A 19,564-nucleotide genomic window follows, 5' to 3' on the forward strand; every position below is an offset into this window, starting at 1 on the left:
ATGACGACACCGCTGATCGCCTTTTACGGCGACGACCTCACCGGATCGACCGACGTGATGGAATCGCTGTCGATGCGCGGGGTCGAGACCGTGCTCTTCACCGACCTGCCGACCGACGCGCAGCTCGCCCGCTTTCCCGATGCGAGAGCCATCGGCGTCGCCGGCACAAGCCGCAGCGAGACGCCGGGCTGGATGGACGCGAACCTGCCCAGCGTCTTCGAATGGCTCGAGGCGCGCGGCGCCGCGATCACCCACTACAAGATCTGCTCGACCTTCGATTCCAGCCCCGACATCGGCTCGATCGGTCGTGCCGCCGAGATCGGGCGTGCCGTCTTCGGCGACCGCCCCGTGCCGCTCGTCGTCGGCGCGCCGCAGCTGAAGCGCTGGACCGCGTTCGGAAACCTCTTCGCCGCCTACCGGGGCGAGACGTTCCGGATCGATCGCCACCCCGTGATGAGCCGGCACCCGGTCACGCCGATGCGGGAGGCCGACCTTCGCCGGCATCTGGCGGACCAGACGCCGCTTCCCGTCGCCCTTCTCGATAGCGTCGCGCTTTTGGCGGACGATGCCGATGCGCGGATCGACGCGATCCTGGCGGACGATCCCGGCCTCGTCCTCATCGACGTCCTCGACGCCGCGACGCAGAGCGCGGCGGGCCGGCAGCTCGAGCGGCTGGCGGCGGCTGGCTGCCGCTTCGCGATCGGCTCGTCGGGCGTCGAATATGCTCTCGCCGCCCACTGGGCGAAGACCGGCCGCCTCACCGAACCGGCTGCCTTCGCGCCCTTGCCGCCGACGGAGCGCATCGCGGTCGTCTCGGGCAGTTGCTCGCCGACCACCGAGCGCCAGATCCGGCATGCGGCCGACAACGGGTTCGAGCTGATCGCCTTCGATCCGCGCGCCTTCGTTTCCGCCGATACGGCGGCGATCGAAAAGGTCGAGGCGCGCGCCGCGGATGCCTTGAGCGCCGGCCGCTCGGTGATCGTCCACACCGCCATGGGCCCCGACAGCGACCTCGGGTCGGAACTGTCGGGCACCGAGGGCGCGCGCCATGCGATCGGACGCGGCCTTGGACGCCTGCAGGCGGGGCTCGTGCGTCGGCTCGGCCTGCGCCGCGCGGTGATCGCAGGCGGAGACACGTCGAGCCACGCGCTGCGCCAGCTCGGCGTCCATGCGCTCACCACACGCCTGCCGCTGCCCGACACGCCGGGCTCGCCGGTGGCGCTCGCCCACAGCGACGATCCTGCCTTCGACGGGTTGGAGATCGCGCTGAAGGGCGGACAGGTCGGCGGCGACGACTATTTCTCGCGCATTCGCGACGGAGTTTAGAACCGTTCGAAGAAACACGCGTCGGTGTTGCAGTAAAAGGTGACGCCGCGCGTCTTGTTTTCACGGGCGGCGAAGAGTAGTCAGCCGGGCACCCTTCCGTCTCGACCCCAGGACGTGCCCCGTGGTGTTCCCGAAGCCGTTTCTCGCCGCCTCGCTCTTCTTCGCCGGTCTCGGATCGGCCGGCGGGATCGCGCATGCGGAGCCGACGCAGTATCCTTTGACGATCGAGAACTGCGGCGAGGCCGTCACGGTCGAGAAGGCGCCGCAGCGGGCGATCGGCCTCGGCCAGAACAGCGCGGAGATCATGCTCCTCCTCGGCCTCGGGGACCGCATGGCCGGTACCGCATTCTGGCCGAGCAAGGTCCTGCCGCAGCTCGCCGAGGCCAATGCCAAGGTGAAGCTCCTCACCGTCGAGTTCCCGACCTTCGAATCGATCCTCGCCGAGAATCCCGATTTCGTCGCCGCGGCCCTCCCGACGCTGCTTGGACCGGACAGCAAGGTCGCCAAGCGCGAGGACTTCGAAAAGGTCGGCGTCCCCTCCTATCTCTCGCCCTCGACCTGCCTCGAGCGGAAAGAGGGCACCGACGCCTACGGCGCGCGCTCGAACCTGTGGAACATGGACCTCCTCTACGAGGAGATCGAGGAACTCGCCCAAATTTTCGACGTGCAGGACCGCGGCGCGGCCCTCATCGCCGACTTCAAGGCGCGCGAGGCAGCGCTCCGGGCGTCCGCGCCCGCCGAGGGCGAGCGCAAGCTCTCCTATGTGTTCTGGTTCTCCAGCCCGTCGCCCACCGCCGACGCCTATCTCGGCGGCCGCAACGGCGCCTCGGGCTTCATCGCCGATCTTCTGGGCGGCACCAACGCCATCCAGACCGAGGCGGAATGGCCGACGCTCGGCTGGGAGAGCATCATCGCCGCCGATCCCGACGTGATCGTCGTCGCCAGCCTCGACCGCAACCGCTGGGAACTCGACAAACCGGAGGCCAAGATCGCGTTCCTGACCTCCGATCCTGCGACCAGCCAGATGAAGGCGGTCCGCAACAAGGCGATCGTCGTGATGGACGGGCAGGCGATGAACCCGACGATCCGCACGATCTACGGGGCGGAACAGGTGGCCGAGCAGTTGAAGGCCCTCGGTCTGCGCAAGTGACGGTGCTGTCCGGCGCGCTCGCCCGCAGCGCCCTGCCCGCCACGCTCGTCCTCGGCGCGCTCGCCCTGATCGCTTTGGCGGTGGGCGTCAGCGTCGGGATCGGCGATCTTCCCATTCCGCTGACGACGACGCTTGCGGCGCTGACGAACCGCCTCGGCTGGACCGCGGTCGAGATCAGCCGCATCCACGAGACGGTGATCTGGGACTATCGCCTCAGCCGCGCGCTGGTCGCCGCCTTCTGCGGCGCGGGCCTCGCGCTGTCGGGCGCCATCATGCAGGCGCTCCTGCGCAACCCGCTCGCCGAGCCCTACGTCCTCGGCATCTCGGCCGGCGCCTCGACCGGGGCTGTCGCGGTGGTGATCCTCGGCCTCGGCGCGGGCGCCGTATCGCTGTCGGCGGGCGCCTTCCTCGGCGCCTTCGCCGCCTTTCTCTTCGTGGCCCTCCTGTCCGGCGGCACGCGCGGCGGGGCGGACCGGACGATTCTGGCAGGCGTCGCCGCCTCGCAGCTCTTCAACGCGGCGACGTCCTACGTCGTCACCACGTCCGGCAACGCGCAGCAGGCGCGCGACGTGATGTTCTGGCTGCTCGGAAGCTTCGGGGGCGTGCGCTGGCCGGAATTCGCGCTGGTGTCGGTCGTGGTCGGCGCGGGCCTCGTCGCCTGCCTCCTGCAGTCGCGGGTCCTCGACGCCTTCGCCTTCGGCGACGAGGCGGCCGCCGCGATGGGCGTGCATGTCGGGCGCACGCGGCTCGTCCTGTTCTCGCTGATCGCCGTGATGACCGCGACGATCGTCAGCATGGTCGGCTCGATCGGGTTCGTGGGCCTCGTCGTGCCGCATGTCGCGCGCTTCCTCGTCGGGCCGCTGCATGTGCGCCTGCTGCCGGCCTGCGCCCTCATCGGCGCGGTCTTCATGGTGCTCGCCGACATCGCCTCGCGCGTCCTGATCCCGCAGCAGGTCCTGCCGATCGGCGTCGTCACCGCGCTGGTCGGCGTGCCCTTCTTCTCCGTCATTCTCTATCGCCTGCAGCGGCCCGCATGAGCATCGTCGCCGACCATCTCACCTGGCGGATCGGCGGGCGGACCGTCGTGGACGGGGTCTCGCTGGCGGCCGAGCCCGGCAAGGTCCTCGGGCTGCTGGGGCCCAACGGCTCGGGCAAGACCTCGCTCCTGCGACTTCTCGCCGGCCTCCGGCGCCCGCACGGGGGAACCGTCCGGCTCGACGGCGCCGACATCGCGCGGCTCGGCCGGCGCTCGCTCGCCCGGCGCGTCGCCTTCGTCGAGCAGCATGCGGCCACCAGCGCCGACCTCAAGGTGGTGGACGTCGTGCGGCTCGGCCGCTTTCCGCACCGCTCGCCCTTCTCGGGCTGGACCGGCGCCGACGAGGCGGCGGTGGACGAGGCGCTGCGGCGGGCCGGCCTCACGTCGAAGCGCCACGAGCGCTGGTATGCCCTGTCCGGCGGCGAGCGCCAGCGCACCCACATCGCGCGCGCGCTGGCCCAGACGCCGACCGAGCTTCTCCTCGACGAGCCGACGAACCACCTCGACATCCAACACCAGATCAGCCTGCTGCAGCTGGTCTCCAGCCTGTCGATGACCTGCATCGTCTCGCTGCACGACCTGAACCATGCGGCGATGTTCTGCGACCGGCTGCTGATCCTCGACCGCGGGCGCGTCGTGGCCGCTGGCGCGCCGGACGAGGTTCTGACGGAAAGCCTCCTGCGTGGCGTCTTCGCGGTCGAAGCGCGCGTCGAGACCTCGCCCCATCATGGCCGCCCGCACATCCATTTCCTGCCGCACGGGACCCTGCGGCGCGACGACGGGCCCGCGAAACCGAGCGCGCGGTCCCTCAGCCCGGCGCGAAGTGCGGTCTGACGCCCTGCCGGATGCCGGCCGGGCGGTCCACGCCGTCCGATAGCGCGGCCCCGTCGATCTCCACCCGGTTCCGCCCGAGCCGCTTGGCGCGGTAGAGCGCGGCATCGGCACGGGCGAGAAGCGCCTCGCGGCCTTCGCTCCTTCGGGGCGATGCGAGCGCCACGCCGACGCTGGTGCTGACCGCGATGCGATCGCCGCGCCAGTCGATCACGGCCTCGGCCAGCCGCACGCGCGCCGTCTCCGCGAGGTCCGCCGCCCGGCCGCCGCCATGGGGCAGGAACACGACGAACTCCTCGCCGCCGAGCCGCGCCAGGATCTCGCCCGGCTCGAGGCAGGATTCCACGAGGCGCGACAGGCGCGTCAGCACCGCGTCGCCGCCGGCATGGCCGAAACGGTCGTTGATCGACTTGAAATGGTCGAGGTCGAGAAGGAGCATCGCCGCCCCCTCGGGCACGAAATCGGGCACCGCGTCGCGAAATCCGTGGCGGTTGAGGACGCCGGTGAGCGCGTCCGTCACCGAACGCCGGCGCTCCGTCTCCTCGCCCCGCTCGCGCACGAAGGACACGACGAGCGCGGCGATCGAGAAGTTCAGCATCATCGTGACGGCGAACCCGATCGCGATCGAGCCGGGCGAACTGAAGCCGAGCGCGATCAACGGGAACTGGACGCCGTAGACCAGACCGCAGGCCCCGAGCGCGAAGGCGAGCGGCGCGCGCGAGGCGAGCCGCTCGCGCCGCCCGGCCCGGATCAGCGAGAGGGCCGATGCCAGTCCGGCGAGCGCCGCCACCGCGTGGAAGGCGGAGGCGCGCAGGGTGTTGTCGTCGAAGACGGGGGTGAGAAGGCCGACGGCGAGGACCACGGGAGACGCCGCCAGGAGCCAGAGCGCGCGCCCGGCGGGGCGGTCGAGCCGGCGGATGCCGCAATAGATCAGCGTGTAGGCGAAGACGCCGAGGGCGAGGCTGCTGCTGCGCCACGTCTCGGCGCTGATCGCCCCGAACTCGCCGAGACCGGCGAGAAAGGCGCCGAGCGCGAGAAGGAGGTAGCCGACCGCGAGGGCGCCGACGCCGCGCGGGCGTCCGCCGCCGAGCCACGGCAGGAGGAGCCCGCCGGCTCCGGCCAGCAGCGAGGTCTTGTGCAGAACCAGGACGGTTCCGAGGTCGAGTGCCGTCATGACGCGCCCTGAACCGCGCGGGTCATGGCTCGCGCGGCTGGATGGTGGTCCGGTGATTCGGTCCCGGACCCTAGCGGCGGCGCGCTAATCTTTCGTTGCCTCTAGGGAAGCTCGACGACCGGCGCCGTCAGAGGGCGCAGCCGTCGAGCGTCGCGGCGGTCTGGATCAAGGCGAGATGGCTGAGGCCCTGCGGCATGTTGCCGAGATAGGCGAGCGTCTCGGGATCGACCATCTCCGCCAGAATGCCGGCCCCCCGGTCGCCCAGCGCCGTGAGAACTTCGTCGAAGCGCAGGCGCGCCTCGTCGCGGTGGCCGAGGAGCGCCAGACCCTCGATGATCCAGAAGGTGCAGGCGAGAAAGCAGCCCTCGTGGTCCTCGACGCCGTGGTAGCGATAGTGGAAGAGGCCCTTGCGCAGGCGCCGGTCGAGCGCCCGCAGCGTCTTTTCCAGCCGCTCGCGGCCGTCGAAGCCGAAGCGCACGGCCAGCGCCAGCGAGGCGTCGAGGCCGCTCTCGCCGGGCACCATGACGTAGGCCTGGTCGCGTTCCGACCAGCAGTTGGCATCCACCCACTCGGCGATCCGGTCGCGCGAGCGTGCCCATCGCTCGCGGCAGGTCGAGGGGATGTGGCCGCCGTCGGCCAGTTCCACGGCGCGGGCGAGCGCCTGCCACGCGCTGATCTTCGACATCGTGTAGTGCCGGCGCTCGGACAGCTCCCAGATGCCGGAATCCGGCTGGCGCCAGGTCTCGGCGCACCGGTCGGCGACGCCCGCGAGGACGGCGGCGCTGCGCGGGTCGAGGACATGCCCGCCCGCCACGAAGCGCGCCGCGGTCTCGAAGATGTCGCCGAAGATTCCGTGCTGGTGCTGCCCCGCCGCCTGGTTGCCGCGCCGCACGGGACGGCTGCCGCGATAGCCCGGCAGGTCGATCACGGTCTCCTCGGCCGGCAGGCGCTCGCCTTCCAGCGTGTAGCAGACGAGCGCGCCGTGCTCGGCCAGACGCTTGATCAGCCAGGTGAAGGCCCCCTTGGCCTCCGCCGTCGCGCCGATGCGCAGGAAGGCCTTGATCGTGTAGGACGCGTCGCGCACCCAAGCGTAGCGATAGTCGTAATTCTTCTCGCCGCCGATGCCCTCGGGCAGCGACGTCGTGGCGGCCGCGGCGATCGCGCCGGTCGGCGAGTAGAGAAGCAGCTTCAGCGCCAGCGCGCTGCGCATCACCTCGGCGCGATACGATCCCTCGTAGCGCACGCCCTCGGACCATTGCCGCCATTCCGCGTCGGTCACGTCGATGCGGGCGCTGATCCGCTCGGGCTCCTCGAGCACCAGCGGCTCGTCCTCGCCCGCCACGATCGCCACGAGTTCGCGCGCCCCGGCCGCGACGCGGACATGGCCGCGGATCTCGGTGTCCCCCTCCTCCTCGATCCGCACGCCGTCGCTCACGCGCAGGAGGCCGATCACCGACCCGGCATGGAAGGTGGTGGCATTGGCGTTGGTGTAGAGGAACGGGCAGATCGTGTCGGCCTGCGTGCCGAAGACGAGGCGCATCTCGAAGGTGACCTCGCCCTCGAGCCCCTCGATCCGGCGCGCCAGTTCGCACCACGGCAGGCGCCCGCCCGAGCCGCTGTTGAGCGCCTCCACGAGGCGTGCCCGCCCGTGAGGCGTCTCGAAGACCGTCTCGAGGACGTTGGAGTCCGGCCGGTAGGCGCGGTGAGACGTGTAGTCGCCGACCGGGGTCAGCGAAAAGAACCCGCCGCTTCCCTCGTCGAGGACGCGGTCCAGCATCGGGGCCGAGTTCATGTTCGGCACGCACCACCAGTCGATCGAACCGTCGGTGCCGACGAGGGCGACGCTGCGGCCATCGCCGAGGGCACTGTAGGCCTCGAGCGGCAGGGGGGCCGGTCGCCCGGGCCGCACGACACCGGGGTCTTCGGCCGGCTTCACCCGGTTCAACATGAAACCTCCGGACGATCGAACGAGATACGAGGGCGCGCGAGAGGCAGGAGCAAATGGGTCATCGCGGCGGGAATGCTTCGGCGGCCACATAAGATCCTGCGGCACACGCGCGCATGAACCGTCATCCTGCGAATGAAGTGCGCGGCCGGACGTAACGACGACTTGCCTTTTCGGTCCGGCGAGGGCATATCGGAATGGTCGAAAGATGGCCGGACGCTTGGGCCTTGCGCCGTTGGCGCAGTGCCGGTTCTCCCGTTTCATCGCGATACTCGAAACTGGAGCGCGCCGGAAGGCCGCCGACGAACGCTTGCGTAGAAAGGTGTCCCATGGCTACGGGAACCGTGAAATGGTTTAACTCCGACAAGGGCTTCGGCTTCATAGCCCCCGACGACGGAGGTCAGGATGCCTTCGTGCACATCACGGCGGTGCAGCGCTCGGGCCTCGATGGCCTGACCGACGGCCAGAAGGTCAGCTTCGAGCTCGTGGCCGACCGCAAGACCGGCAAGCTCGCGGCGCAGAACCTCAAGGCTCTCTGAGCCGATCCGGGCTCCGGCCTTCCCGAACCGGGACGGCCCCACCCGATCTCCCCGCCGATCCGTCGGCGGGCCTCCTTCCGAAAGGCAAGCCTCGAGCCAGCTCGACACGCCAGACCTTCCTCCGTCTTCCCGCTTCGACCACGGATGCACTGGCGAAACGGGGCGACGACCGACATGAGCGAACCCTGCGCCGATCCGGCTGCAGGGTTTTTTCTTGTCCGGCTGCCGAATGCCCCGATGCCGAAGTCGTGATCAGGCAGCGGCAACAAGTCGTTCGCCCGCCGGGTGCACGCCCGACAGGAACGCAAGCGCAATCGTCCGACTATTGAGCCAATACAAGGCACAATAACTACGCAAGCCTTTCTTTCAAACGATACAATACCAGTATATCGCTTTAAAGCGCTGAAGATCGTGGGTTTTCCGCAGGTTGGCGGGGAAGGACGACTGGACAAACCGTCGCAAATCCTGTGCTGTCCGGCTCAGCGCCAAGCTCTTCGGCGCGCCGACACTCTGGGAGGAATCATGTCGACGATTTGGAAGGGGCTGCTCGCCTCGATCGCCGTTCTGGCCGCCGCATCCGCCGCGTCCGCGCAGGCGGACTACCCGACGCAGCCGATCACGATCGTGGTGCCGTTCTCCGCCGGCGGCCCGACCGACACCGTGACGCGCCTGATCGCCCAAACCATGACGAGCGAGCTCGGCCAGCAGGTGCTGGTGCAGAACGTCGGCGGCGCCGGCGGCACGCTCGGCGCCGGCCAGGTGGCCCAGGCCAAGCCCGACGGCTACACGCTCCTCCTCCACCATATCGGCATGTCGACGGCGCCCACCCTCTACCGCCAGCTCGCCTTCGATCCGCTGAAGGCCTTCGCGCCGATCGGTCAGGTGACCTCGGTGCCGATGACCATCGTCGCGCGCAAGGACCTCGAGCCGTCCGACGCCGCCGGCCTCATCACCTACCTGAAGGCGAACGGCGCGGACACGACCTATGCGCATGCCGGCATCGGCTCGGCATCGCACCTGTGCGGCATGCTCCTGCAGGAAGCGCTCGGCGTCCAGATGATCACCGTGCCCTACCAGGGCGCCGCCCCGGCGATGACCGACATCGTGGGCGGTCAGGTCGATGTCCTGTGCGACCAGACCACCAACACGACCAACCAGATCAAGGCCGGCGAAGTGAAGGCCTATGCCGTTACGACGCCCGAGCGCGTCGCCTCGCTGCCGGACCTGCCGACCACCAAGGAAGTCGGTCTCGACAAGATGCAGATCGGCGTCTGGCACGGGCTCTACGCGCCGGCCGGCACGGACCCCGCCATCATCGCCAAGCTCGAGGGCGCCCTGCAGAAGGCGCTGGCCAACGACACCGTCAAGGCGCGCTTCGCCGAACTCGGCACCGCGCCGGTCTCGGCCGCGGAGGCGACCCCGGACTCGCTGAAGGCGCAGCTGACCTCGCAGATCGAGCTCTGGCGCCCGATCATCCAGGCCGCCGGCACCTACGCCGACTGACCGGTTTTCCAAGGCTCGCAGACAGTGCCGCCCGGCCGGGGTTCGCCCCGGCCGGCTCGTCCGATCGCATCCGTCCGGGGGAACCTTTCCATGCAAGCAACCGAAGGCGCGAAATCGCGTCGTGATCTTCTGGCGGGCCTGATCTTCATGGCCATCGCCGCGGGCTTCGCGCTCGAGGCCTCGAACTACGACATGGGCCGGGCCATCCGCATGGGACCCGGTTTCATCCCGATGACGCTCGCGATCCTGCTCGCGATCTTCGGCGCGATGATCGCCTTCGGCGGCCTGCGCAAGGACGAGCGGATCGAGAAGACGCCGATCCCCTGGAAGGGCATCGTCCTGATCCTCGCCGCCCTCGTGATCTTCGGCGAGTTCGGCACGGCTCTCGGCCTCGTGCCGGTCGTCTTCATCGGCACCGCGATCGTGGCGCTCGCCTCGGCCAAGAACTCGATCGTCTCATCGCTGACGATCGCGGCCTGCATGTCGGCGCTCTGCTGGCTGGTCTTCAAGGTCGGCCTCGGCATCACCCTGCCGACCTTCGGCCCCCTTCTCACCTTCTCCTGAGGCGCGGACACGATGGATCTTCTGGCCAACCTCGCGCTCGGCTTCGAAACGGCGCTCACCCCGATCAACATCTTCTGGTGCTTCGTCGGCGTGCTGCTGGGCACGCTGGTCGGCGTCCTGCCCGGCATCGGGCCGACGGCGACGATCGCGATGCTCCTGCCGATCACCTTCTCCTTCTCGCCCGTCACCGCCCTCATCATGCTGTCGGGCATCTACTACGGCGCCCAGTACGGCGGCTCGACGACCGCTATCCTCATCAACCTGCCGGGCGAAAGCTCGTCGGCGGTGACAGCCATCGACGGCTACCAGATGGCACGAAAAGGCCGGGCCGGCACGGCGCTCGCAACGGCCGCGCTCGGCTCCTTCTTCGCCGGCTCGGTCGCGACGCTGCTGCTCGCCATCGCGGCCCCGCCGCTGGCGCGCGTCGCCCTCCAGTTCGGCGCGCCCGAATATTTCGCGCTGATCGTGCTCGGCCTTCTCGTCTCGATCTCGCTCGCCCACGGCTCGATCATCAAGGCGCTGGCGATGATCTGCCTCGGCCTCTTGCTCGGCACCGTCGGCCAGGACATCTACACCGGCACGCCGCGCTTCACCTTCGGCCAGCTCGAACTCTACCAGGGCATCAACTTCGTCTCGATCGCCGTCGGCGTCTTCGGCGTCGCGGAAATCTTCCGCAATCTCGAGAACGAGACGACGCGCGAGATCGGCGTCAAGAAGGTGGCGGGCCTCTGGCTCACGAGGCAAGACTTCAAGCGCATCATCGGCCCGGTGATCCGCGGCACGGCGCTCGGCTCGATCCTCGGCGTCCTGCCGGGCGGCGGCCACGTCCTCTCCTCCTTCGCCTCCTATTCGATGGAGAAGAACCTCGCGTCCAACAAGGCCGAGTTCGGCCATGGCGCGATCCAGGGCGTCGCCGGGCCGGAAAGCGCCAACAACGCCGCCGCGCAGACGTCATTCATCCCGCTCCTGACGCTCGGCATCCCCGCCCATCCCGTGATGGCGCTGATCGTCGGCGCCTTCATCCTGCAGGGCATCACGCCCGGCCCCAACGTCATCAACACGCAGCCGGCGCTCTTCTGGGGCATTATCGCCTCGATGTGGATCGGCAACGTGCTCCTCGTCATCCTCAACCTGCCGCTCATCGGCATCTGGGTGAAGATGCTGACGATCCCCTACCGCATCCTCTTCCCCGCGATCGTGCTGTTTGCCGCGATCGGCTGCTACTCGATCAACAACAATCCGTTCGACGTCTATGCGATCGGCCTGTTCGGGGTGCTCGGCTACGTCCTGATCCGCCTCGGCTGCGAGCCGGCGCCGCTGCTGCTCGGCTTCGTGCTCGGGCCGCTTCTGGAAGAGCACCTGCGCCGGGCCATGATCATCTCGCGCGGCAACGCGATGGTGTTCCTGGAGCGGCCGATCTCGGCCTCGCTCCTGGCGCTGGGCCTCGCCTGCGTGATCTTCGCCCTCCTCCCCTCCATCCGCAACAAGCGCAAGGAAGTCTTCGTCGAGGACGATTGAGCCGAGACTTGACGGATCGAACTTGCGCCCGACCCTTGACGCCATGGGTATCGAGATCGAGCGCAAGTTCCTCCTGGCCGGCGACGCGTGGCGCCGTCACGCCGACGCGGGCACTCGGGTCCGGCAGTTCTACCTCGCCATCCGCGAGGGGCTCACGGTCCGGGTGCGGCTGCGCGAGGGGCGGAAGCCGATGATCACCATCAAGACCGGCGCGGGCGATGCCCGCGGCGAGTACGAGTACGAAATCCCCGAAGCCGACGCGCGCGAACTGGAAGCCGCCCGCGTCGGCTTCGTCGTCGAAAAGCACCGCCATCTCGTGCCGCTCGGCGACCTCACGATCGAGGTGGACGTGTTCGAGGGGGCGCTCTCGCCCCTCGTCATGGCCGAGATCGAGCTGCCGGCCGTCGGACACGCCGTGGACCTGCCGGAGTGGATCGGCCCGGAGGTCACGCACGATCCCCGCTACACCAACGCCGCCATGGCGTTGAACGGCCGGCCGGAGGCCGACGCGCCCCGGACCTGACGCCGGGTCCCCTTCCGCGCGCGATGCGCTAGATCATCGACCGGCCCTTTCGGCCGCCGAGGAGACCATGGCCTACCGCATCGACCCCCGAGTTCCCGTCGACGCCGCGATCCGGCGCGCCGCCCAGGAACAGATCGACAAGGCGATCCGCGACCTGTCCGGGGGCGAGGACGGGCGGCACGAGGCCGTGCACGAGGCGCGCAAGCGACTGAAGAAGCTGCGCGGGCTGGTGCGCCTCCTGCGCGAGGCCGATCCCGATTTCGCGAGGGCCGAGAACGCGCGCTACCGCGACGCCGGGCAGACGCTCTCGGCGGTGCGCGACCGGACGGCGCTGATCGAGGCGCTCGACGGGCTGGAGGCGCGTTTTTCGGGCGAAGTCACGAGCTCCTCGTTCGACGTGGTGCGCACCGCACTGGAGTTGAAACGACAGGCCGCCATCGAGACCGAGGGCAGCGCCGCCGACGGCGCTGCCGAGGCGCTAAAGGGTCTGAAGGAGGGCCGGTTGCGACTGGACGCCCTCGTTTTCGGCCGGCGGGCGGCGCGTCATCGCGAGCGCATCGTCGCCGGCATCGAGGCGAACTACCGGCGCGGGCGACGCGATTTGAAAGCGGCACTGGCCAGCGGCCATGCGGAAGACTTCCACGATCTGCGCAAGCGCATCAAGTATCTCGGCATGCACCTCAAGCTTCTGGAGGATCTGTGGCCCTCCGCCCTGTTGCCGCTGCGCGAAGAGGCGGATCGCGCCGCCGATGCGCTCGGTCGCGACCACGACTACGCCGTGCTTCATGCCGAAATGCTGGCGGACCCGCGCTCGTTCGGGGCGCGGGCCGATCTCGACGTCGTGCTGGCGTTGCTCGATCGCCATCAGGCCGAATTGCGCACTGAAGCCGCCGAAATCTGCGGCCGCCTTCTGGCCGAGAGGCCGGACGCCTTCGCCGCGCGTATCTCGCGGCTCTGGAGGCTGGCGGCCGAGGCGCCCGATCCCGCCGCGCCGCCGGAGGCGCCGACGGACTGAAACGCCGTGCGGCCGCTTGCCGGCGGATCTTCGGGACGCCTCGCGAGGGCTTGCCAAACCGGCCCCGGCTGGCGCAATCCGGCAGGCATGATGCCATCAGTGCGCCCCACGCGATGACGCAACGCAGGGATCGCCCGCCCGCTCGACCCCGCGGCCGCGCCGACGTGGCTTCGGCCGCGCCGGTCGAGCGCGGCCACGGCATCGCGCGCGTCCTCTCGAAGCTCGGCTACTGTTCGCGCACGCAAGGCGAGGCTCTGGTGCGCGCGGGCCGGGTGCGCGTCGACGGCCGCGTCGTCCACGACCCCGAGCATCGCACCCTCGCCTCTGCCGCGCGCATCGAGGTGGACGGCCGGCCGGTGGCCGCCGAGGCGCCCGTCACGCTGATGCTGAACAAGCCGCGCGGTCTGGTGACGACGCGCGACGACCCCGAAGGCCGGGACACGATCTATCGCTGCCTCGAAGGTCTCGGCCTGCCGCATGTCTCGCCGGTCGGCCGCCTCGACAAGGCGAGCGAGGGGCTGCTGCTTCTCACCAACGACACGGTCTTCGCCCAGCGCCTCCTCGATCCCGCTTCGCATGTGCCCAAGACCTATCATGTGCAGATCGACCGGTCGGCGGACGAGGCGCTCTTGGCGGGCATCCGCGCCGGCGTCGAGGATCGGGGCGAGCCTCTTGCCGTTCGCTCGGTTCGGGTGCTGCGCGAGGGGGAGCGCACGGCGTGGCTGGAGATCGTGCTCGACGAGGGGCGCAACCGCCACATCCGCCGGCTTCTCGCCGCGCTCGGCACTGACACGCTGCGGCTCGTGCGCGTGTCGATCGGCGCGCTCGCGCTCGGCGACCTGCCGAAGGGCGCCGTGCGCCCGCTGACGCCGGACGAGCGGGCGCTTCTGGAGCGCACGTCGTGACGCTGTCCCTTTCGCCCGCGGAAGCCCGGCGGATCGTGCTCGGCGCGCAAGGGTTCGCCCGGCCCCGGCCGGAGCGGGCGGGCGCGCTTCACGTGCGCCGCAATCTCGACCGGCTGGCGCTCCACCAGATCGACAGCGTCAATGTCCTCTCGCGCGCCCACTACCTGCCGGCCTTCTCGCGTCTCGGCGTCTACGACACCGCGGTTCTCGACCGCGACGCCTGGGGCCGCGTGTCCGGGCGTCGCGTCTTCGAATACTGGGCGCACGAGGCCTCGCTCGTGCCGCTCGACCTTCATCCGGCGCTGCGCTGGCGCATGGCGCGCGCCGACCGGGGCGAGGCCGGCTATGCCGGCATGCGCGCCTTTGCGGGCCCGCGCCGTGCGGAGGCGTTGGCGCTCCTTGCCCGCATCCGCGACGAGGGCCCGCTCGGCGCATCCGACGTCGAGACGGGGCGGACCGGCTGGTGGGAATGGTCCGAGCCGAAGCGCATGCTGGAATGGCTCTTCTACGCCGGCCACGTGACGACCCGCACGCGCCGGCGCGGCTTCGAGCGGGTCTACGACCTGCCCGAGCGGGTGATCCCCTCGAGCGTCCTCGCCCTGCCCGCTCTCGACGAGCGCGAAGCGCACCGTGTCCTCGTCGAGCGCTCGGCCCGCGCGCTGGGGATCGCGACGCTCGGGGAACTCGGCGACTACTTCCGCCTGGGCGGCCGGGACACGCAGCTTGCCGTCGCCGATCTCGTGGAGGACGGCACGCTGATCCCCGCGACCGTGCCGGGCTGGCCCAAGGCCTTCCTGCATGCACAGGCAAGGGCCCCCCGCCGCATCGCCGCCTCCGCCCTCCTCGCGCCGTTCGACCCCCTGGTCTGGGAGCGCGCACGCGCCGAACGCCTCTTTGGCTTCCGCTACCGCATCGAAATCTACGTGCCGGCCGCGCAGCGCCAGCATGGCTATTACGTCCTGCCCTTCCTCCATGCCGGGCGCCTCGCCGCGCGCGTCGACCTCAAGGCCGACCGCCCGCGATCCCGCCTTCTGGTTCCCACCCTCCATCTCGAACCGGACGCGCCGCCCGACACGCGCGAGGCGCTGGAGGCGGAACTGCGGCTCCTGGCAACATGGCTGAAGCTGTCGGAGGTTCGGCACGGCGGCGGCTAGGGATCCGTCGCCAGCCGGTTTATGCCGGAACGGCCGGAGGCCGGACGCCTGGCCGATCGTCGGAAGGAAGGCATCCGGCATGGCTTGCCGGCTTCATGGAAGCCCCGTTCGACCCATCGCTTCGCAGGGCGTGGAAGAACCGAGGCCGCGTCGCGGAGCGGGCCGGCGGGCCGAGGCTCAGTGCGTCAGCGCCAGCGGCTTCGAGATCGAACTGATGATCTGGTCGATCGCCCGATCGATGTCGGACGGGCTGGAGGCATCGTAGTAGTCGCCGGCCCCGCTGACGCAGGCCGCCATGTTGCTGTCGATGTAGCGGTAGAGCCAATCCTTGATGGCCATGAACTTCGGGTTCGTTTCGCCGGCGGGGATGAGATATTTGGTGTTGAGGGCGATGACCCGGATGCCCTTGCTCTTGAGCGTCCCGCACATCTGCGGGTCGAAGGACTGGATCCGGCCGCCCCAGTCCGCCGCCGACGGCTCGAAGTTGACGAAGTTCGGGTCCCAGGTGATGCCGTCGCGATCCGGATACTCCATCTGCGTGTCCTCCGTGCCGTCGGTCATGACGACGACGATGGCCTTGGCTTTCGCCTGGGTCAGCCCGTCGCCCGGCGTTCCGATGATCGTCTGGAGCTTCTTGAAGGCGACATGCGCGTTGGTGCCGCCTTCGCGCGTCGACGTTCCCAGACTGCTGATCGCCGCGGCCGCGAGGCTCGGGGCGTCGGTCGGCCCGAGAACGGTGGCGAAGGAGGTGTGGAACGTGTGCAGTGCGACCCGGTATCGCTTGTCCTCGCGCTGCAGAAGGCTGTTGGAGAGCTTCCCGACCGCATCCCGAACGACGTCGATCCGCATGCGGGCGCCGTTCTCGTGCGCCATCTCGTAGGTCGATTTCGTCGGGTAGTCCGGGTTGTTGCTCTTGAATTCCGACTGGATGATGTGACAGCCGAAGGCGCAACCGTTCGCCTCGACCTTTGAACCGCCCTTCTTATCGAACCGCCGGACCTGCATGTTGCGGATGATCTCCTGATCGGCGGCGGTCGCTCCGATCCCCATGGACTGCGAGATGTCCACGAGAACATGGACGTCCACGAAGGGGGGAAGCGTCACGGACGCGCCGGATGCGCCGGTGACCTTGAACTCGTTCACCTTGAACAACTGCGCGAAGACGGTCGGCACCGTGGCATCGTAGCGCGTCTCGGCGGCGACGGCCTCGCCGTCGATCTTGACCGATACGTTCGTGTTCGTCAGCGACGCGTCGACGATCCGGCCGGCCTGGGCGGCGAGATAGGTTCTCCCCTCCCGCTCCCCGGCTGCGATCGCCTGGGCCTGGCTCTGTGTGCCTTCGTTGATGACCTCCACGGTCCGGCGGACCGCTGCCAGGGAGGCGCTGTCGATGGCAAGTTCCAGCCGCCGCTTCACCAGGACGGACTTGGCATAATCCGTGGCGAGGCCCGTGAACCCCAGGAGGGGAACGAGCGACAGCGCGAACATCATCGCGACGTTGCCGCCGACGTCTCGGGCGAATGCGGTGAGGCGCGTCTTCGTCATGGGCTCAACCCGGGCAGATGGTCGATCGGGGACTGCCGCTGCCGGTCGGCAGCATGGCGATCTGTGTGGCGTTTCGCGGCAGGAACCAGCTGGATTCGGTGAGCGTCGTGGTGAGGGCGCGCGCCACGCCGTCGAGGAAGCCCGCCGTGCCGTCGAGCTGCGGGACGTAGGGAAGCGAGGCCTGGACCAGCAGAACGCTGCCGCTGCCGAAGAAGTCGTTCGGAACGGTCGCGTTGGTCGGGGCGAGCTTCTGGCCCGGCGCGACCTTGCCGCAGGCCAGAGGGCTCTGCCCGACGCTCCATGCGACACTCGCGTCATACTGGCAGTTGGACTGGCACGAGGCATCGCGCTTCTGAAAGGTGATGTTCGAGATCGTCACCGTCAGGGCATCGCTCCAGCTCGATCGGCCGAGCCGCTGCGCGACGCGTTTGGACTCCGGCGCGATCAGCGGCGCGGCGCTCCAGATGCGCTGGACGTCCGAAAGCTTCGCCGTCGCCGGAAGCTGGGACGCCATCTGGCCGACCATGCTGACGGTCTGGACCACTTGGTTGTTGGTGTGGACGTATTGGCTGATCTCGAACGTGCCGAGCAGCATGACGAGAAGGATCGGGAGAATGATCGCGAACTCGATGGCGGCGGCCCCGCCCTCCGCCGGCAGGAAGCAACCGAACCGCTTGCGGAGGCGCCCGGCTCTCATTGGCACGGCCCCGTCTTCTTGGCTTCGACCGGCTCGTTGCGCCATGCGGCATAGGAGGCCAGCATGGTGACCCGCTCTCCCCCGTAGGACGTGAACATGCCGGCCGGCAGGATCTGGCCGACGACCGGCGGCTCTGGATAGGACACGCGCAGGAACATGTACTGCCCCGTCGCCCCGAGGCAGAAGTTGGCGGCCGTCTGGGAGCCGATGGGCGTGCGATCCCAGGTGCTCGCATCGAAGGCGGTCGCGGAGTCCGGCAGGATGCCGCCTTCCACGATGACGCGCGAGCAATCGAAGAACGGCGCCAGCTGAGGACAGAGGCGGTTGGTCTTGAACTTCTCGACCGTGTCGTCCGAGGCTCTTTGCGATGCCCCCAGCATGATCGACCGCGCCGCTGCAACCGTGGCGTCGTCCAGCCGATGCTGCAGGAAGAGGAGGTAGCCGACCTCGACATGCCCGAACAACAGGGTCAGGAAGAGCGATCCGAGAAGCGCGAACTCCACCGCCGCCGCCCCGGCGTTGTTCTTAGCAAATTTGAAGAGGCGGCTTTGCACGAGATCTGCGCGCCGAAAGAGGGACACCGGATGTCGATGTTACTGCAGAACCACTAACGCGGGCCTACCGCAGGAGGCCGGATTGTGCGCTTCCATCGCAATGAAAGCCGTCGTTTCTACCGGAACTTGTATTCGGCCTGCGCGAGGCGTCAAATCAGGCGAAAGCAAACCTTCGAACCGCGTCGGACCACAGGGCCGCATGAGACTTCGGCGGACCGGTGGCACGGGCGCGCAAAACTCTTCCGCATTCGCGCCCCAGATCGCACAACTCTCGCTCGCCCCGTCTATATAGGAGCCTTACATTCCGCCTTGATCGAAGAGAATTCTGCGCGCCCGACGCGGTCGCGCCCGGAGTGACTGCATGACCGACACCACCTTTCGTCCAGCGCCCGCGGCCCTGCCTGGCGGGCCGGGGCTCGCGGCCCTCGCCGCGCTTCTCCTCGGCAGCCTCGCGCTCGGCGCAGCTTATGGCGCGAAGCAGGGAGCGCTGCTGCTTCTCGGCGGGGCGCTCGGCCTGACGCTCTACCACGCCGCCTTCGGCTTCACCTCGGCCTGGCGCGTCTTCATCCTCGAGCGGCGCGGGCGCGGCCTGCGCGCGCAGATGGCGATGCTGGCGCTCGCCGTCGTCCTGTTCTTTCCCGCGCTCGGCGCCGGGACGCTGTTCGGCCAGCCGGTCGCGGGCCTCGTCTCGCCGCTGTCGACCGGCGTCGTGGTCGGGGCGTTCCTGTTCGGCATCGGCATGCAGATGGGCGGCGGCTGCGCGTCGGGCACGCTGTTCACGGCCGGCGGCGGCAACGCGCGCATGCTGGTGACGCTCCTCTTCTTCATCGTTGGCTCGGTGCTCGCCACGGTGCACTTCGACTGGTGGCTGTCGCTGCCGGCCTTCCAGCCGGTCTCGCTGGTCCAGACGCTCGGCCCCCTGCCCGGCATCGCCGTGTCGCTCGCCCTGTTCGCCGCGATCGCCGCCGTCACGGTCTGGGCCGAACGCCACCGCCACGGGGCGCTGGAGACTGAAATTGCGCCGGCCACCCGTGGCTTTGCCCGGTTCGCTCGCGGCCCCTGGCCGCTCGTCGCCGGGGCGCTGGCGCTCGCGGTCCTCAACTTCGTGACGCTGGCGCTCGCCGGCCGCCCCTGGGGCATCACCTCGGCCTTTGCGCTCTGGGGGGCCAAGGGCGCCGAAATCCTCGGCTTCGATCCCTCGACCTGGGCCTACTGGCAGACGCCCGCCAACGCCCGCGCCCTGTCGCAGAGCGTCTTTGCCGACATCACCTCGGTGATGGACTTCGGCATCATCGCGGGCGCCATGCTGGCGGCGAGCCTTGCGGGTCGCTTCGCCCCGAGCCTTCGCATCCCGCTGCGCTCGCTGATGGCCGCCGTCGTCGGCGGGCTGCTTCTGGGCTACGGCGCGCGCATCGCCTACGGCTGCAACATCGGGGCCTATTTCTCCGGCATCGCGAGCGGCTCCCTGCACGGCTGGCTGTGGCTGGTCGCGGCCTTTGCGGGCAACGCGGTCGGCGTGCGGCTGCGCCCGTTCTTCTTCGGCGAGCGCCGCGGCGGGCGCGTCGCCCGCGGCGACGGCGCCTGA

At 69.5% G+C, this 19,564-nt stretch carries 17 protein-coding genes and 1 pseudogene; 13 read left to right on the forward strand and 5 right to left on the reverse strand.

What is annotated here, in order from left to right:
• The 4 genes and pseudogenes from ASF65_RS15510 to ASF65_RS15525 form a co-directional block, all read left to right on the forward strand.
• Entirely contained in the window at positions 1-1,326 is a 1,326-nt protein-coding gene (locus ASF65_RS15510) for a four-carbon acid sugar kinase family protein (RefSeq protein WP_055890964.1), read from the forward strand.
• Between the two features lie 187 nt (positions 1,327-1,513).
• A complete protein-coding gene (locus ASF65_RS15515; RefSeq protein ID WP_244486773.1) occupies positions 1,514-2,476 on the forward strand; it encodes an ABC transporter substrate-binding protein in 963 nt (320 codons plus the stop codon).
• A complete protein-coding gene (locus ASF65_RS15520; protein ID WP_055890970.1) occupies positions 2,473-3,513 on the forward strand; it encodes an iron ABC transporter permease in 1,041 nt (346 codons plus the stop codon). Before ASF65_RS15515 ends, ASF65_RS15520 begins: the two co-directional genes overlap by 4 nt.
• Positions 3,510-4,265, forward strand: a pseudogene (locus ASF65_RS15525) (ABC transporter ATP-binding protein); the annotation flags it as partial. The gene ASF65_RS15520 and the pseudogene ASF65_RS15525, both read left to right, overlap by 4 nt.
• Positions 4,266-4,320: 55 nt before the next feature.
• Here the strand turns inward: ASF65_RS15525 and ASF65_RS15530 are convergent.
• Positions 4,321-5,517 (reverse strand): GGDEF domain-containing protein, encoded by a 1,197-nt coding sequence (locus ASF65_RS15530; RefSeq protein ID WP_055890973.1) that lies wholly within the window; start codon positions 5,515-5,517, stop codon positions 4,321-4,323.
• A 127-nt stretch (positions 5,518-5,644) separates the two neighbouring features.
• Positions 5,645-7,465 carry a glycoside hydrolase family 15 protein gene (locus ASF65_RS15535; RefSeq protein WP_055890976.1) on the reverse strand — a complete coding sequence of 607 codons (1,821 nt, stop codon included), beginning with the start codon at positions 7,463-7,465 and terminating at the stop codon, positions 5,645-5,647.
• Positions 7,466-7,791: 326 nt separating this feature from the next.
• Between ASF65_RS15535 and ASF65_RS15540 the strand changes: the two genes are divergently transcribed.
• The 8 genes from ASF65_RS15540 to ASF65_RS15575 all read left to right on the forward strand — a co-directional run bounded on the left by ASF65_RS15540 (position 7,792) and on the right by ASF65_RS15575 (position 15,183).
• Positions 7,792-8,001: a cold-shock protein gene (locus tag ASF65_RS15540; protein ID WP_055890979.1), complete on the forward strand. Its 210-nt coding sequence runs from the start codon at positions 7,792-7,794 to the stop codon at positions 7,999-8,001.
• 522 nt (positions 8,002-8,523) lie between these two features.
• Positions 8,524-9,504: a tripartite tricarboxylate transporter substrate-binding protein gene (locus ASF65_RS15545; RefSeq protein WP_055890982.1), complete on the forward strand. Its 981-nt coding sequence runs from the start codon at positions 8,524-8,526 to the stop codon at positions 9,502-9,504.
• Between the two features lie 90 nt (positions 9,505-9,594).
• A complete protein-coding gene (locus ASF65_RS15550) occupies positions 9,595-10,068 on the forward strand; it encodes a tripartite tricarboxylate transporter TctB family protein (protein ID WP_055890985.1) in 474 nt (157 codons plus the stop codon).
• Positions 10,069-10,080: 12 nt separating this feature from the next.
• Positions 10,081-11,586 carry a tripartite tricarboxylate transporter permease gene (locus ASF65_RS15555; RefSeq protein ID WP_055890988.1) on the forward strand — a complete coding sequence of 502 codons (1,506 nt, stop codon included), beginning with the start codon at positions 10,081-10,083 and terminating at the stop codon, positions 11,584-11,586.
• Positions 11,587-11,608: 22 nt separating this feature from the next.
• The gene (locus ASF65_RS15560; RefSeq protein WP_244486742.1) at positions 11,609-12,109 is read left to right on the forward strand and encodes a CYTH domain-containing protein; all 501 of its coding nucleotides are present in this window, start codon (positions 11,609-11,611) and stop codon (positions 12,107-12,109) included.
• Between the two features lie 67 nt (positions 12,110-12,176).
• On the forward strand, positions 12,177-13,124 hold the full coding sequence (locus tag ASF65_RS15565; RefSeq protein ID WP_055890993.1) for a CHAD domain-containing protein: 948 nt from the start codon (positions 12,177-12,179) through the stop codon (positions 13,122-13,124).
• Between the two features lie 164 nt (positions 13,125-13,288).
• Entirely contained in the window at positions 13,289-14,029 is a 741-nt protein-coding gene (locus ASF65_RS15570) for a pseudouridine synthase (RefSeq protein ID WP_244486744.1), read from the forward strand.
• A complete protein-coding gene (locus ASF65_RS15575) occupies positions 14,026-15,183 on the forward strand; it encodes a crosslink repair DNA glycosylase YcaQ family protein (protein ID WP_055891000.1) in 1,158 nt (385 codons plus the stop codon). The genes ASF65_RS15570 and ASF65_RS15575 overlap by 4 nt, the downstream gene beginning before the upstream one ends.
• Before the next feature lie 177 nt (positions 15,184-15,360).
• Here the strand turns inward: ASF65_RS15575 and ASF65_RS15580 are convergent, their stop codons facing one another.
• The 3 genes from ASF65_RS15580 to ASF65_RS15590 are packed head-to-tail and all read right to left on the reverse strand — an operon-like array spanning position 15,361 to position 18,006.
• Positions 15,361-16,728: a TadE/TadG family type IV pilus assembly protein gene (locus ASF65_RS15580; protein ID WP_055891003.1), complete on the reverse strand. Its 1,368-nt coding sequence runs from the start codon at positions 16,726-16,728 to the stop codon at positions 15,361-15,363.
• 4 nt (positions 16,729-16,732) lie between these two features.
• A complete protein-coding gene (locus tag ASF65_RS15585; protein ID WP_055891007.1) occupies positions 16,733-17,425 on the reverse strand; it encodes a TadE/TadG family type IV pilus assembly protein in 693 nt (230 codons plus the stop codon).
• Positions 17,422-18,006: a TadE/TadG family type IV pilus assembly protein gene (locus ASF65_RS15590; RefSeq protein ID WP_055891009.1), complete on the reverse strand. Its 585-nt coding sequence runs from the start codon at positions 18,004-18,006 to the stop codon at positions 17,422-17,424. The genes ASF65_RS15585 and ASF65_RS15590 overlap by 4 nt, the downstream gene beginning before the upstream one ends.
• Before the next feature lie 334 nt (positions 18,007-18,340).
• On the opposite strand from ASF65_RS15590, the gene ASF65_RS15595 reads away from it, so the two are divergent.
• Positions 18,341-19,564 carry a YeeE/YedE family protein gene (locus tag ASF65_RS15595; protein ID WP_082505699.1) on the forward strand — a complete coding sequence of 408 codons (1,224 nt, stop codon included), beginning with the start codon at positions 18,341-18,343 and terminating at the stop codon, positions 19,562-19,564.

The organism is Aureimonas sp. Leaf324, from assembly GCF_001423245.1.
In the GTDB taxonomy this organism is placed as follows: Bacteria; Pseudomonadota; Alphaproteobacteria; order Rhizobiales; family Rhizobiaceae; genus Aureimonas.